Consider the following 14,209-nt stretch of genomic DNA (forward strand, 5'->3'; position numbering starts at 1 on the left):
ATAAATTTTTCTATTAGAATTAAATTTATAATCTTATTTGAATTTACTTTATCCATGACATTTATGTCTATATTTTGCGTAAATGAATATATCTGTTTATTCGTCTTACTTGCACCATTTTGGATAATTTTTTGTGCTATATTTTTAAGTAAAATTTATGATTAATAAAAAAAAGGCCAGTCATAAAGACTGGCTAATAAATCTAACTTGTGATTCCCACACATGTTATATTAAATTTAAAACAATTGTATTTATAGCAAATAGTAACATTCCTATTATTGTTACTCTCTCTAGCATAACTTCTTTTGTTCTTGATTTGTTTCTTGAGAAGAATGTATCATTGTTGCTACCTTGAATCAATCCGCTTAAGGCATCTGATTTACTTGGTTGCATAAGTACTGAAACTACAATAACTATTCCTAATATTACCTCAAGTACTAATAACGCTGTTTGCATGGGAACACCTCCTAATATTTAAACGCTTATTTTATACTATTTAACTCAATTAGTATATCATAAAGAATAATTTATTTCTACACTAATTTCCAAAAATTATCTGAAAGCGATAAATATCATTCTAAGATTAAATTTAAATTAATTTCAATCATACATAGAAATTAATTATTATTTCTTTATATTGAAGAATGCATCTCTTCCTCTGTATTCAGCTACATCATCCAACTCTTCAGCTATTCTGATTAATTGGTTGTACTTAGCAACTCTTTCTGATCTTCCTGGTGCACCAGTCTTGATTTGACCTGCATTTACAGCAACAACTAAGTCTGAGATAGTTGTATCTTCTGTTTCACCTGATCTGTGTGAGATTACTGCAGTGTATCCTGCTCTGTTAGCCATTTCTATAGCATTTAAAGTTTCTGTTAATGTACCAATTTGGTTAAGCTTTATAAGAATTGAGTTTGCAATTCCCATTTCGATACCCATCTTTAATCTTTCTGTGTTAGTTACGAATAAGTCATCACCAACTAATTGGATTCTCTTTCCTAATCTTTCAGTAATGATCTTCCAACCTTCGTAATCTTCTTCTGCCATACCATCTTCAATTGAAATAATTGGGTATTTATTTACTAAGTTTTCATAGAAATCAACCATTTCTTTTGGTGATAATGTCTTACCTTCATGTTTTAAGATATACTTACCATCTTCGAAGAATTCTGATGAAGCTGGATCTAGTGCTATAAACATTTCTTTTCCTGGTTCTAAACCTGCTGCCTTGATAGCTTCTATAATAACTTCAATAGCTTCTTCATTTGATTTTAAGTTTGGTGCGAATCCACCTTCATCACCAACACCTGTTGAATATCCTTTTTCGTTTAATAATTTCTTAAGTGCATGATATACTTCTGAACACATTCTTAATGCTTCTGCAAAGCTTTCTGCTCCAACTGGCATAATCATGAATTCTTGTAAATCTACTGAGTTATCAGCATGTTCTCCACCATTTATGATGTTCATCATTGGTACTGGTAATACTTTTGCATTAACTCCACCAACATATTGATATAAAGGTAATCCTAAATAGTTTGCAGCAGCTCTAGCTACAGCAAGTGAAACACCTAGTATAGCGTTTGCTCCTAATTTACCTTTGTTCTTAGTTCCATCTAATTCTATTAAAGTTTTATCGATGAAAATTTGATCTAAAGCATTTAATCCAACTAATTCATCAGCAATAACTTCATTAACGTTCTTTACTGCTTGAAGAACACCCTTTCCATTGAATCTTGATTTATCTCCATCACGAAGTTCTACAGCTTCAAATACACCAGTTGATGCACCTGATGGTACTGCTGCTCTTCCTACTGTTCCATCTTCTAAATATACCTCAACTTCTACTGTTGGGAATGATCTTGAGTCTAAAATTTCTCTAGCTAAAACATCTACTATTTCTGCATATTGTTTCATTTACTTTTCCTCCTTAACAATCAAATACATTAGATATTATTTACAACATCCTATATTTTTATTAAATAATTAATTGCTTTTTTTATTTAAATACATTATAATCCATTCTGTTGATATTTTCAATCAATTGATAATTTTTTTCAATTTATTAATATTAGATATTAATTTATAACATTAGTAATTTTTTGTTTACCAATATTTTGATTATAATCACATACTTAATTAATATACACTAACTTAGCTGTTATAATTCCTAGCAAAATAAAAAAGCCCTAAAGGACTTTTCTATTTCAATTATTATACTTATATATCTTAACTACTTATATCTTAATTTTATTTTACGTAAATATATCTTATTATTTAATTGTATTCTATGTTGTTTTTCTCAAAGTATTTATCAAGTTGACTCTTCCAATACCTACATAACTTAGGATCCCTCTCTTCTATATGCTTTAAAAATGTATCTAATACTTTAAGTCCATTTAATTTTTTCATTAAATGTCTTGGAAAATCAACTTTTCTTGTATAGCATCCTTTAGGATCTATCATTCTAAGCTCTAACTTTTCAGTTACGTATACATCTCTACATCTTGTATCTAATTTTGCAAATCCAAGTTTTTTAAACTCTTTTAATAGCCTATATATCTTCATAGACATCTCTTTACTTAACCCGTTTCTTTTTATGTATTTATCTAAACGTACTCCACAAACCATTTCTCGTACAATATAAAGTTCGCCTCGAGCGTATATATTAGGAAAATATTTTGATTTTTTCGTTCTTTTAAGAGTATCACCCTCTGCCCTACAAATTTTTTCTTTTAAAAAAATCTTTATAACTCTATTGTTTGGAAGTTCATATACTATCCCGTTATTTCCTTGTCCTAAATATTTTGCTCTTCTAAATAACTTTTCTGTCTTCTCATCAAAACAAACAGAATAGGCGTAATTTCCTTTCATTTAATCATCCTATATATTATTTCTCTCAATATATACTATTAAACTTATTATTTATTGTGATAGCGTTCTAGATCTTATAATAATCCTATTTATTTTTATACTTGAATATATAAAGACATAAAAAATAGTTATATACTTATTTTAAGTATATAACTATTTTTTGTTTTAAAATTAAGTTTGATATAATTTCTATAACTATAATTATATTTTAGGCTAAATTGTAATTATAGTTATTTACTTGCTTCTTCAGCTTTTATAACTTCATTTCTAAGTACGATGAACATCATTATAATTCCTACAGTAATAATTATATGAGATAATCCAGCTATACCGGATATCATAGCTCCACCATTAAGTCCTAAAACTTGATCTACGCCTCTCCATATAAACATTCCAGTCATAAAAATAAGTCCAGCATTATAAATTATATAAAATTTACTAAAGAATTTATTTTTAGTGATCTTAAATGCATTTTCAAATAAAACTAAAATCAGAAACATTAAACTACCTAAAACTAGTAAATGTACATGTGCTACTGCTAATGATGTCTTACCTGTATAATCATTCATTCTTGTAAATTCTCTATAAAAAACACCACTTGCAAGAGCAATAATAGCATAAACAAAAGCTGTATTTATAAGCTTCTTCATTAGTTACACCCCCTTCTTCACATTCCCACAAACATATTTAAATGAATAATTAATATTTATAAATATTAATTATTCATTTAAATATTACTATACTTCTCTTCTCTTGTCCATAAAGAAATTTAAAAGCTACATTCTATAAATGAATGTAGCTTTTATTAATTCAAACAAATATTTTTACTTACATTAATTGTAATTACCTTCTATAATATATTTTTAATTAATGTAAATTTATATATTATATTCTTTAAGGTGATGAGCTAAAGCTCCTATAAGATTTGCATCTTTTCTATGCGTGCACGTTCTTATTTCTGGTTTTATTTCTGCAATCTTAATCTTCTTTAATATTTCATCTATTTTTTCATTTAAGCTTATTACAAAATCATCTCTATCACTTATAGAACCACCTATAAGGATAAGCTCCGGATCATACATATACTGAAGATTATAGATTCCTTTTGCAAGCTCCCCATAAAATGTATCTATTACTCCCTTGCAGAATTCATCTCCACCTTGCGCCTTATTAAATACATCCTTACCATCTAAACTATCATCATTAAAATGCTTTCTAGCCTTTCTTACAAAAGACATTGTAGATGCAACTTCACTAAATGTTTTATATTCTCCGTCATTATCTTCCATGATCATAAATCCAAATTCTCCACCATAAAGATGCTTTCCATGATGAATTTTCTTATCTTTAATTATAGATCCACCAATTCCAGAGCCACATACTACAAATAATATATCATTTACTTCTTTTGCAGATCCTGAAAAAATTTCTGCAAGTGCTACACAATTTGCATCATTTTCTATACTTATATTAAGATTTAATCTATCTGATAATATATCTTTCCAATTAGGTCCATGAATACATGGAACTGCACTAGCTCCGCCTACAATTCCACTATTTGTATCCACAGCACCTGGAGAGCTTATAGCAACACCTTTTATATCATATTGATTTTTCATTCCACTAACCCAATCTACAATTGTATCAATGAATTCTTTTAATTCATGTGATGGATATAATGTATCTTTTTCTATAAGGTTTCCATCCTTATCTGAAAGTGCAACTTTAATAGATGTACCTCCTATATCTAAACAAGCAAACATGTCCTCATCCCCTTTAATTTAAAATCCTTTGTTATTAGATAGTTCTTTAAACCATCTTCCACTTTTCTTTATTGTCCTCTTTCCATCTTCAAGATTTAAAGATACAAGTCCATATCTATTTTTATAAGCATTAAGCCATGACCAATTATCAATAAATGTCCAAACATGATATCCAATGCAATTTGCATCTTCTTGAATGGCTTTATTTAACCACGTTAAATGATCTTTATAGAACTCAATTCGATAGTCATCCTCTATAACGCCATCTGCTATGAATCTTTCTTCACCTTCAACTCCCATACCATTTTCAGTTATCATCCATTCAATGTTATTGTAGTTTTCTTTTATATTTACAGCTATATCATATATTCCTTTAGGATATATCTCCCACCCTCTATACGGATTCATAACCTTTCCTGGCATATCATAATGGTCATAATAATATTCTGGAGTAAATGGTGCCTCATCATTAGGTTTATTAGCTTTTGCACAAACTCTTCTTGGTTGATAGTAATTTACCCCTAGAAAATCTATTGTATTTTCTTTTATTATGTTTAGATCTTCATTTGTATAATTAGGCATTAAATCATGTTTTTTTATAATTTCTACTAGCTCTGTAGTAAATTCACCTTTTACAGCTGGATCTAAAAAGCTCTTATTTGCAAATAAATCTGCTATTCTAGCCGCTTTTAAATCCCATTTATTTTCGCTTCTTGGGTAGCATGGAGAAAGATTTATTATTATACCAATCTTTCCATCAGTATTTAACTCTTTAAATTCTTTAATAGCTAATGCATTAGCTATTGCTGTGTGATATGCTACTTGTACAGCTGCTTTTGGATCAAATTTACATGGGTAATGATACCCTAAATAATATCCACATTCAACATGTACCATAGGTTCATTAAATGTAAACCAACGTTTTACTCTATCTCCGAAAAGCTCAAAACAAGTCTTTGCATATTCTTTATAATAATCTACTACTTTTCTATTTTCCCAGCCACCAATCTTTTGAAGTTCCATTGGCATATCAAAATGAAATAAATTTACAAAAGGTTCTATTCCATTTTTGATTAATTCATCTATAACGTTATTATAAAATTCTACTCCGTCTTTATTTACTTCTCCATATCCTTCTTTAAACATTCTAGACCAACTTATAGACATTCTAAATGAATTATGCCCAGTCTCTTTCATTAACTTTATATCATCTTTGTAGTTTTTATAGAATGTTGAAGTATCTTCCGTTCCTATACCATTGTGAAATCTATGTTTCTCTGTCTTAAACCAATAGTCCCAAATATTCTCTCCCTTATTTCCTACATCTATAGCACCTTCACTTTGAGTGGCTGAAGATGCGCTTCCAAAATAAAAATCATTTGAAAATTTTATCATATTATTCTCTCCTACTCTTTATTAAATACTTTCTCCGTTGAAACCCAACTATTTAAAACTTCCTTATATTTTCTTATATAGTAATAATGAATTAAATCAATTTGAACAAGTATTGGAATTTGGGCTGATAATATACCTGTTGCTTCCTCGCCCTTAAAGTTTGAAGTATTTATTGTTATATCTGAAGTCTCATTTAAAGATGATTTTTTGTTTGCTGTTATAGTTATTACAGTTATATCTTTCTCTTTTAATTCCTCGCCAATCTTCTCTAAAGCTTTATTACCTCTAAGAGTAAACAAGAATACTAAATCACCTTTCTCTAATATCTTAGTCGCCATTTCTATTGCACTTCTATCATGTATAACTTCTATGAATTTTCCCATTCTTGAAAATCTAAATTTAAAATCCTGAGCAGCTGTTGCACTAAGTCCTAGTGCAAATATATTTATAAGCCTATGTGAGTGTATCTCTTCACAAACTCTCTCTATTTTTTCCTCATCAAAATTTTTATCTATATCATCAAACAAATTAAAATATTCAGTTTGTAAATCAATTGCTATATTATTTAAACTATGGTCTTTTTTATTTTTAAGATGCTCATTGTATAGATATATAAGCTCCTTATAATTAGAAAGTCCTATCTTCTTACAAAACCTTGTTATTGATGCATTAGATACATTTAATTCTTTTGATAATTTATTTATAGGCAAAACTGGTTTTTCATCTAGAAAATATTCAGCTATTCTCTCCTCAACAAATGTAAAATTAATTTTGGAATGGTTTATCCTTAAAACAATTTCCTTCTTCATACTTCCTCCAATACTTGATTCATCATTAACTATAAATTTATTTTTATAGTTTTAATTTCTCCTTTTTTAAATGATGGCATAAGTATCTCTTCTTTATCTACATTTAGCTCTTCTGTTAATTCTCTATTATTTAAATTAACTAATTGATAGCTCTTAGCTTTCTTAACTTTTATTCTTCCTGAATCATTTATTTCTTTACCTGAAGAATTTAAAAATCTTATAATAAATGATTTTTCATCTATTGCATTTATTGAAGTTATATTAATTCCTTTTAGTTCATCACTATTTATTAAACTATCAATAATAGATATATCATCTTGAAGAGGATGACTTACAAAATATTTTAATGTATTCGTAAATCTATTTATCTCTTGTATTTGATAATATGGAGTACTTATACTATAATTTTCAAATATATTTTTTATTTTAGTTATATCTAATTCTTTATCAAAATTTATTGCAAACTTAAACTTAAGCTTACCCTTAAGTTGACTCTTTGGAGTTTCTATATATTTAAATTCATTTCCAGATGCTACTCCAGGTCTTCTTATAAGATCTGGTTTTCCTAAATATCCAACTCCTCTAAAAAGTGTTAATGCTATATTAGAATTATCTAATATTTCATATTCTTTAATTCCTTTTGTTATTATTGTAGCTGATGATTTTGTATCATTCAATGATACAAAGTGTAACATTGGATAAATAGGTGAAGGTTCTTCCTTCCAATTTAGCTCTCTCCAATCATCAATATGTTTTGGAGTATTATCTCTTTTAATTATTCCCATAGGAGTATCAGTTATTGATTGATCTGATGTAACTCCTGTCTTTATTATAACTCTCATTCTATGATCTTCTGCATTATTATTAATCTCTAAATGACAATCTACTATTTTCTTGTTATTTAAAGATAATTTCATAGTATATGGAATACTTGAATTTATTCTAGAAATATTTCTATCTTCTAAGTTTTTAGGAATATCAAATACTCCACTTATGCTAAGTTCCTTATATAACTCTCCATTTATAGTTGCACACTTTGAATCTTTAAAATCAAATTTAAGTCTTATATCATTAGAAGGTGGCGAGTAATCATAGGTATCTCCATCATCACCTGAATCCTCAATTGATATACAATCCTTTAAGATTTCTCCAGTTAATTTATTAGTTATATCTATTTTCCCATTGTTAAATTCAACTTTATAATAATTATCTTCAATTATATTTTCTAAAATCTCTTCTTCACTATAGCTGCTTTTTTCTTCAACAACCCTTAGTCTCTTTATACTAAATGGATTAATTTTGCACTTTATTACTGCTTTAGTTACATAGAAATATAAGCTTTCATCATGTTCTTCTGTACTTCTTTTTATACTTCCACTATATTCTTTTTTACTATCTATTATTTGAAGTGGAATTTCTACTCCATCTTCATCTATAATCTTAAACTCCTTATTCTTAGTTGTTATATTTATAGTAAAAGCCTCATCTCTAGTTCTTGATAAAGTATTAAATAAAATTAAATCATTTTCTTCTCTATCTTTAATTGATTCACTTATTTTTCTTACTATATAATCACAAGCTGAATAAGATAATTGATCTACCTCAATAAGTCTTGATAATATACTATCGTTTGTTTTATCACTATTACATCCACACGCGCTATCATGAGCATGATTCATAAGTAACTTCTTCCATATCTCTTCAAGCATACTTACTTTAGGATCTAATCCTATATTTTGAGCCATTACCATTAGAGGTTCTAATACATATATAAGTCTTCTTTCGACTTTATCATTCAGATATTTATGGTCATACCTAGATGAATAAATTGATCTATGTATCTTAGAATTAGATGGGTTTATAAATTCCCCTTCTACTTGCAATAAATTCTTTTCCTTTTCTAAGTCATCAAAAAATTCATCACAAGAACTCTCTATATATTCAAAATTATTCTCTGTTCTATCTTGATAATATTTAATTCTTTCTTTTATATTAAAATCTACATACCTTTGATCTCCACCTACTGGTAGTAATATATTCTCTGTAGCTGATCCATCTAGAATTTTTTCTTCAACAGATTTAACATCATCATTATATATAAGGTTTCCACCATAATAGTATCCATCTTTTATGTTGTAAACTAACACGCTACTCCCATCTTCACTATTCCATATAAACTCTCTATTTGGACATTCATCTTTTGAGACACCTCTCCAAAATATTGATCTCTTTATATCAAATCCATTTAGTATTTTAGGTAGGTCTTTTGTTTGTCCAAAAGAATCTGGAAGATACCCTATCTTCATATAGTCTCCATACTTAGATGAATTTTTAATTCCATAGAATAAGTTTCTTATGATAGATTCTCCAGAGATTATTAATTCGTCTGTTTGAGTGTACCATGGTCCTATTAATAACTTTCCTTCATTAACAAGTTTCTTAACGACTTCAAATTTATCTGGCATGAACTTTATATATTCTTCTAATATACTTATTTGACCATCTAATAAGTACTTGTTAACTTTCCCACTCTCAAGTGCTCCTATAACTTCATCCATATGATATATTAACTGTATTATTGTTTCATTTGCTGTAAAATACCACTCATAATCCCAATGTGTATGAGAATAAACATGTACCTTCTTCATATATTTCTCCTTTTTATTAAAAAGCCTAAATAGAATATTCTACTTAGGCTTTGATTTAATTATTTAAAATTCTATTTGTGACACTAAGCTATATAATTCTCTATTATCAATATCACTTGCTATTTTATTTCTAAAATCATCATCTATTAGTTTTGTTGCAATAGCGCTTAATATCTTTATATGATTATCTGCACCATCTTCTGGTATTGTAAGTCCAAAAGCTACTTTTATTGGTTTGCCATCAAGTGAATCCCATTCAATCGGATTCTTAAACTTTATTAAAAATACTCCAGACTTTTTAACTACTTTACCTTTACAATGTGGAATTGCTATTCCATCATTAAATCCTGTTGTAGCTTCTTTTTCTCTTTCATATAATCCTTTAAGATATTCTTCTTTATTAGATACATAGCCATTTTCATATGCAATTGAAGCTAAGAATCTAAAAGCTTCATCTTGTGTCTTTGAATTTTCATCTACATATATATGAGTTTCTTTAAAAACTTCACTATCTATATCCTTTATATCTAAAAGTATTTCTTCTGCAATTTTCTCTTCATTTATTTCTTCTTCATCTTCATATACATCTGCTTCTTCACTTACTGGTTTCTTAAGAATACCTAATAATACTGCTGTAAGAAGTATACCTGCTGAAACTGATCCTATCCATGTTATGAAAGGAATTGGTTGTTCAATATATCCTATAAATGTTCCAAGAGGTGAACCTATACCTCCATAAAACTTACATCCAAATAATCCAACTAATCCTCCTGCAAGTGCTGAACCTGCAACTGATGCTGTAATCATTTGTACTGGATGTGCTGCCGCAAAAGGTATTGCACCTTCTGTAACTCCTACCATACCCATACCAAAGGCTGAGTTTGCTGATACCTTCTCATCTTTAGTAAACTTATTTTTAAATAATATTGATGCAAGCCATATTCCAAGTGGTGCTACTGATATTGCAGCTTGTGCTGCTGTTCCTGGAACAAAGTTTGCATTTTGAATACCAAACTTTGCAACTGTATCTGTAAATACTGCTGTACCAAATATTAAAGCTGTTTTATTTACTGGTCCACCAAAGTCAAATCCGATCATAGCTCCAATAATAGCTCCAATTATAAATGGTGCACTTGAATATTTCTCATTTAATACTGTAAGTCCATTGTATAACCAATCCATTGCTCCTGCTATTGGTTGTCCAATTAAAAATAATACTATTACTGTAATTGCAAAAGTAGCTATTAATGGAATAATCATAATTGCTAATAAAGGTTGTAGTATCTTTGGCCACTTTATACTCTTAAGTCCTTTTACTAAGTATCCTACAATAAATGCTACTAATATAGCTGATAAGAATCCTCCACCTGTTTGAGTTCCTAAAAACTCTGGATCATTTGCTAAATATGCTCCAATCATTGCTGGTGCAATTGCTGGCTTATCTGCTATAGAATTAGCAACAAAACCTGCAAATAATGGAATCATTAATTTAAATCCAACTTGTCCTACAGCAAATAATTTTGACATGAAGTATCCCATTGCTGTTGTATTATCAAATCCCCAATTTACTATTCTTCCAAGTTCATCTTTTTGGAATGCAAATATGTTAGCTATTGCTAAAAGAAGTCCAGCTGCTATACACATTGGTACCATATAAGATATACCACTCATTATATGTTTTATAAATTGATTATCAGTTTTTCCTAAAGTTACACCTCCAACTTTAGAACCTTTCTTACCATAAAGTAGAGCTTCATCATATGCTCTATCAATTAATGAACTAGCATTTTTTATAGCATCTATTGATTTTGTTTGCAATACCCTCTTTCCTGCAAATCTTGACAAATCGATATCTATATCAGCTGCAATTATTACTACATCTGCATCTTTAATATCTTTTTCATTAAGTACATTTTCAGCTCCTATAGAACCTTGTGTTTCTACTTTGGCTATATAACCCTTTTTCTTAGCAGCCTTATTTATACTTTCAGCTGCCATATATGTATGTGCTATCCCAGCTGCACAAGCTGTAACTGCTACAATTTTTTTGTTCATTTTATTGCACCTCCCATTTGATGATTTCATTATTACACATTTTTTTCTCTTTGCAAACATTTTCAGTGACTTTAGATTTGATTTTCTTTTATATATATTTACGTGAAAATACTTTCAAAAAAATATACAAAAAAAGAACTCGTATATAGTATACGAGTTCTTAAATAATTTTATTTAATTACTTTATTAATGAGTGTCCAGTCATTTCTGATGGAGCTTCAAGTCCCATTTCTTGTAACATAGTTGGTGCTATATCTGATAACTTACCATTTTCTAATGTCTTACCTTCTGTATCCTTACTTACCCATACAAATGGTACTGGATCAATTGTGTGAGCAGTAAATGGTGTTCCAGTCTTAAAGTCTATCATTGTTTCTGCATTTCCGTGATCAGCAGTTACAAATAATGATCCACCTTTTTCTAATATCTTATCAGCTACTTTTCCTAAGCATTCATCAACAGTTTCTATTGCTTTAACTGCTGCTGGAATTACTCCTGTATGACCAACCATATCTGGGTTAGCATAGTTTAATATGATCATATCATATTTATCACTATCTATTCTATTTAGTAATTCTTCAGTTACTTCATACGCACTCATTTCTGGCTTTAAGTCGTAAGTTGCAACTTTAGGTGATGCAATTAATGCTCTATCTTCATTTTCATTTGGCTGTTCAACTCCACCGTTGAAGAAGAATGTTACGTGAGCATACTTTTCAGTTTCAGCTATTCTTAATTGATTTAATCCCTTGTCTGCAACAAATTCTCCTAGAGTATTTTCTAGTGTTTGAGGCTTAAATGCTATCATAACACCTTCGAAAGTCTTATCATATTGAGTCATTGTAACAAATGTTAAATCTAACTTTTCAGCATTAAATCCATCAAAGTCTTTTTGAGTTAAAGCTCTTGTAAGTTCTCTAGCTCTATCTGGTCTAAAGTTAAAGAATACTACTGAATCTCCACTCTTAACAGTTGAAGTTGGGTGACCATCTTCTAATACTACTGTAGGTACTACGAATTCATCAGTCTTCTTATCATTATATGATTCTTGTATAGCTTCTACTGCACTAGTTGCTGTATTACCAGTTCCCTTTACTATTGCATTATAAGCAAGTTCAACTCTTTCCCATCTGTTATCTCTATCCATTGCGTAGTATCTACCACTTACTGTAGCGATTTTTCCTACTCCAACTTCTTTCATCATTTCTTCAGTCTTTTCTATGAATTCCTTACCTGATGAAGGAGCAACGTCTCTACCATCCATGAATGCATGAACATAAACTTCTGTTAATCCTTCTTTTTTAGCAAATTCTAAAAGTCCTTTTAAATGATTGATGTGTGAGTGAACTCCTCCATCTGATAATAATCCCATTAAGTGTAATGCTGTATTATTTTCTTTAGCATTTTTTATAGCTTTTAAAAGCTCTTCGTTCTTAAAGAATTCACCATCAGCTATAGCTTTAGTTATTCTAGTAAGTTCTTGGTATACTATTCTACCTGCACCTATATTTAAGTGACCTACTTCTGAATTACCCATTTGTCCTTCTGGAAGACCAACTGCCATTCCTGAAGCTTCAAGCATTGAATGAGGATATTCCTTCATTAATTTATCAAAGTTTGGTTTTTTAGCTAATGAAACAGCATTACCTTCTGAAGCTTCTGCTATTCCAAATCCGTCTAATATCATTAACATTACTGGTTTCTTTGCCATAACTATTACCTCCATTTTATATCTATATTAAAAATGATTTATTTTTTCTTATTATATGTCATTTTTCCACTTATATTATACTATAATAAAACGTCTTAAACAACAAAAAGCAATAGTATGAAAGAATTAGTATTATTCAATCATGACTATTGCTTATATGTTAATTCTACCTATTAATATTACTTAATCTTAGTAGTTAACTATTGCAGCAAAGTCTGAAGCTACTAAGCTAGCTCCACCAACTAAAGCTCCATCGATGTCTGATTGAGCCATTTGTTCTTTAATAGTTGCAGGTTTAACTGATCCACCGTATTGGATTCTTACTTTATCAGCAACTTCTTTTCCAAACATTTCAGCTACAACGTTTCTGATAGCAGCTATAGTTTCGTTAGCTTGTTCTGATGTAGCAGTTTTTCCTGTTCCAATAGCCCAGATTGGTTCGTAAGCTATAACAACTTCTTCTGCTTGCTCTTTAGTTAATCCTTCTAAATCAGCTTTGATTTGTCCAGCTAAAACTTCTACATATTTTCCTGATTCTCTTTGCTCTAAAGTTTCTCCACAGCAAAGAATAGGAGTTATGTTATGTGCTAAAGCAGCTTTAACTTTCTTGTTGCAAGTTTCATCAGTTTCATTGAAGTATTCTCTTCTTTCACTATGTCCAATTACTACGTAATCAACTCCCATAGCTTCAAGCATTCCTGGAGCAACTTCTCCTGTGAAAGCTCCCTTTTCTTCAAAGTGCATGTTTTGTGCAGCGATCTTTACGTTTGATCCCTTAGCAGCTTTAACAGCAGCATCTAAACATACAAAAGTTGGGCAAAGTACTACTTCACAAGTAGCATCCTTTACTAATGGTTTAAATTCATTTATAAATTCTACAGCTTCAGCTGGAGTTTTATGCATCTTCCAGTTTCCTGCGATTATTGCTTTTCTCATTTAAAATCACCTCTA

Annotated in this window: 11 protein-coding genes; all 11 read right to left on the reverse strand. The window is 29.5% G+C overall.

Going from position 1 to position 14,209, the window contains the following annotated elements; translation table 11 throughout:
- Positions 1 to 225: 225 nt before the first annotated feature.
- A complete protein-coding gene (gene secG, locus ACQPUW_RS09860; protein WP_204594883.1) occupies positions 226 to 456 on the reverse strand; it encodes a preprotein translocase subunit SecG in 231 nt (76 codons plus the stop codon).
- A 168-nt stretch (positions 457 to 624) separates the two neighbouring features.
- The gene (gene eno / locus ACQPUW_RS09865) at positions 625 to 1,920 is read right to left on the reverse strand and encodes a phosphopyruvate hydratase (protein WP_430837324.1); all 1,296 of its coding nucleotides are present in this window, start codon (positions 1,918 to 1,920) and stop codon (positions 625 to 627) included.
- A gap of 360 nt (positions 1,921 to 2,280) precedes the next feature.
- Positions 2,281 to 2,877 carry a protein kinase gene (locus ACQPUW_RS09870; protein ID WP_430837325.1) on the reverse strand — a complete coding sequence of 199 codons (597 nt, stop codon included), beginning with the start codon at positions 2,875 to 2,877 and terminating at the stop codon, positions 2,281 to 2,283.
- 230 nt (positions 2,878 to 3,107) lie between these two features.
- The gene (locus tag ACQPUW_RS09875; protein ID WP_430837326.1) at positions 3,108 to 3,527 is read right to left on the reverse strand and encodes a DUF2871 domain-containing protein; all 420 of its coding nucleotides are present in this window, start codon (positions 3,525 to 3,527) and stop codon (positions 3,108 to 3,110) included.
- Between the two features lie 228 nt (positions 3,528 to 3,755).
- Positions 3,756 to 4,640: an ROK family protein gene (locus tag ACQPUW_RS09880; protein WP_430837327.1), complete on the reverse strand. Its 885-nt coding sequence runs from the start codon at positions 4,638 to 4,640 to the stop codon at positions 3,756 to 3,758.
- A gap of 18 nt (positions 4,641 to 4,658) precedes the next feature.
- A complete protein-coding gene (locus tag ACQPUW_RS09885) occupies positions 4,659 to 6,035 on the reverse strand; it encodes a glycoside hydrolase family 1 protein (RefSeq protein ID WP_430837328.1) in 1,377 nt (458 codons plus the stop codon).
- An 11-nt stretch (positions 6,036 to 6,046) separates the two neighbouring features.
- Positions 6,047 to 6,844 carry a MurR/RpiR family transcriptional regulator gene (locus ACQPUW_RS09890; protein WP_430837329.1) on the reverse strand — a complete coding sequence of 266 codons (798 nt, stop codon included), beginning with the start codon at positions 6,842 to 6,844 and terminating at the stop codon, positions 6,047 to 6,049.
- A gap of 29 nt (positions 6,845 to 6,873) precedes the next feature.
- Entirely contained in the window at positions 6,874 to 9,492 is a 2,619-nt protein-coding gene (locus ACQPUW_RS09895; RefSeq protein ID WP_430837330.1) for a glycoside hydrolase family 38 C-terminal domain-containing protein, read from the reverse strand.
- A gap of 63 nt (positions 9,493 to 9,555) precedes the next feature.
- Entirely contained in the window at positions 9,556 to 11,547 is a 1,992-nt protein-coding gene (locus ACQPUW_RS09900; protein ID WP_430837331.1) for a fructose-specific PTS transporter subunit EIIC, read from the reverse strand.
- Positions 11,548 to 11,725: 178 nt separating this feature from the next.
- Positions 11,726 to 13,258: a 2,3-bisphosphoglycerate-independent phosphoglycerate mutase gene (gpmI, locus tag ACQPUW_RS09905; RefSeq protein ID WP_430837332.1), complete on the reverse strand. Its 1,533-nt coding sequence runs from the start codon at positions 13,256 to 13,258 to the stop codon at positions 11,726 to 11,728.
- Between the two features lie 189 nt (positions 13,259 to 13,447).
- Positions 13,448 to 14,194, reverse strand: coding sequence for a triose-phosphate isomerase (gene tpiA, locus ACQPUW_RS09910; protein ID WP_430837333.1), 747 nt, complete (start codon positions 14,192 to 14,194; stop codon positions 13,448 to 13,450).
- Between the last annotated feature and the right edge of the window lie 15 nt (positions 14,195 to 14,209).

This window comes from Clostridium sardiniense (genome assembly GCF_050584765.1).
GTDB lineage: Bacteria > Bacillota > Clostridia > Clostridiales > Clostridiaceae > Clostridium > Clostridium sardiniense_A.